This window comes from Microcoleus sp. Pol7_B2 (genome assembly GCF_036701035.1).
In the GTDB taxonomy this organism is placed as follows: Bacteria; Cyanobacteriota; Cyanobacteriia; order Cyanobacteriales; family Microcoleaceae; genus Microcoleus.
On record NZ_JAUBQB010000184.1, the window covers coordinates 1 to 1,825 of the forward strand.

A 1,825-nucleotide genomic window follows, 5' to 3' on the forward strand; every position below is an offset into this window, starting at 1 on the left:
ATCTTTTTTCACAGTTTTACTAGCTTTTTCATTTTCGCCCTTTTTTCATATATTTGCAACAGTGAGATGCACCCAAATTTACAGGACCAATCACAAAACAAATTCGCGACCTCAGAACTTTTTTTAAAGAATCAGGATTCTTCAAGCTTTACCAAAGAAGAAAAGCTGAGGGTGGTTTTATCGAGGAGCCAGAATATCCTTTGATTAGCGTCGATGAAGCGATCGTTAACGCTGTGGCTCACCGTGAATATGCCATTGGATTGCCAATAGAATGTGAGTCTTATAAAAATGCTTTTGTTGTACGCAATTCAGGAAAAATTCAGCAAAGAGATGGCGATGTACCTGCAGAATTTTCTCTGGAAAATATGCGACTCAATTCTTCCCCACGCAATCCGCAACTTATAGAGTGGCTAAAGATGATGCGTGATGAGCGTGGGGCTGAATTTGTTAGAGCACTCAGTGAAGGAACTAGGCGTATGCGTGACGAGATGAAACTCCTAGGCTTGCCAGCACCCATATATAGGATCGGCGAGTCTCAGACAACAGTTGTTTTATTCAACAACGCTAAAGATAGAGAAGCTACTTTTCGATTAGCTGCTATATCTGAATCTACTGAATTTGCAAATTTATTCCCCTTGACTTTTGTATCTGAGAGTAACGAAACTCTTAGTATTGATGAGTTATCCAATCGATATATAGATATTATGAATGGTTTGAAAGATGCGCTTTCAAGTCACGGTTGGTTTATAGACAGTTCTAAATTTAGTAAATTAATAGCTCACCGACAAGGAATAAATATTTCCCTATCATCCTCAGTTGATGAATTAGTAAGATTGTATCCAGCATATACATTTCAACTACGTCAATATTTAGGAAGTTATTATTTGTGTATTGATTATACATTAGAAGTCAAAAATCTTAAGACCGCTAAAGATTGTCTTGCTTTCTTTTCTACCAATGAATTAATTGGCAAATCAGCAGTTGTCAGATGGAATGGTTGGGAACTGGGCAAAATTACTTCTCTCGATTCCGAATGGGCTAATGTGTATCTATTCGATTTCAAGCAAGAAATTCAGGTTTCCAGTAATAAAGTAATTCCAAATTTGTCAAGGTCACAAATCGAACTTTTACTCAGCGAACACAGAATTAGATTTGATCTCTCTAGAGCAATAAAACAACATAGCTTAGCTCTGGAGCCAAGCTCTTCAAGAGTTCGTGCCGAAAAAACTCAAAAAACAGCTACCGATATTGCTGAGGAGATATTTCCATTGAAAGTTAATGGATTTTGGTGCAACCTTCAACCTGAGCCAAGGCCCTTACACAGGCAAAGCGAATTTTTTAATGGCTTTCAAGTTCGCAGTGTGCCTGAGCCAGATGTTGAATTTAGCCGTCATCGCGAATCCAAAGATATTCGTGATGGTATTACAAAGTTTGGAGCTTATGGTAATTTTGAAAAAATAGTTGAAATTGTACCTGTTTGTAGCTCGGATTTACGCAGTAATATGGCTGCTATTATTGAGCGTCTGAAAACAGGAAAGTATAAATATCGGGGTTCAGAACGTACTTTTGGGACACGATTCACTTACTCTTCTATTGTGACGCCCGTCTCAATTGAGGATACTCTAGCCGAATGTAAAAGATTACTTCACGAACATCCAGAATGGATTGGGTCTCCAAGCCTTGAGCGGATATTTCTTATTCACATTCCTGAAGGAAGTTATGCAGTTGATGATGAACGCTCTCCGTACTATATAGTCATTTCAAATAAGTATGAGACACTCTTTCTGCACAATAAGCACGAATAACTTCATCAAGAGATGTGCCA

1 protein-coding gene is annotated in these 1,825 nt (G+C 38.1%); it reads left to right on the forward strand.

Annotation, left to right across the window (positions count from 1 at the left end):
• Positions 1 to 200 precede the first annotated feature (200 nt).
• Positions 201 to 1,805, forward strand: coding sequence for a hypothetical protein (locus QUA57_RS28425; protein WP_333065135.1), 1,605 nt, complete (start codon positions 201 to 203; stop codon positions 1,803 to 1,805).
• Positions 1,806 to 1,825 lie beyond the last annotated feature (20 nt).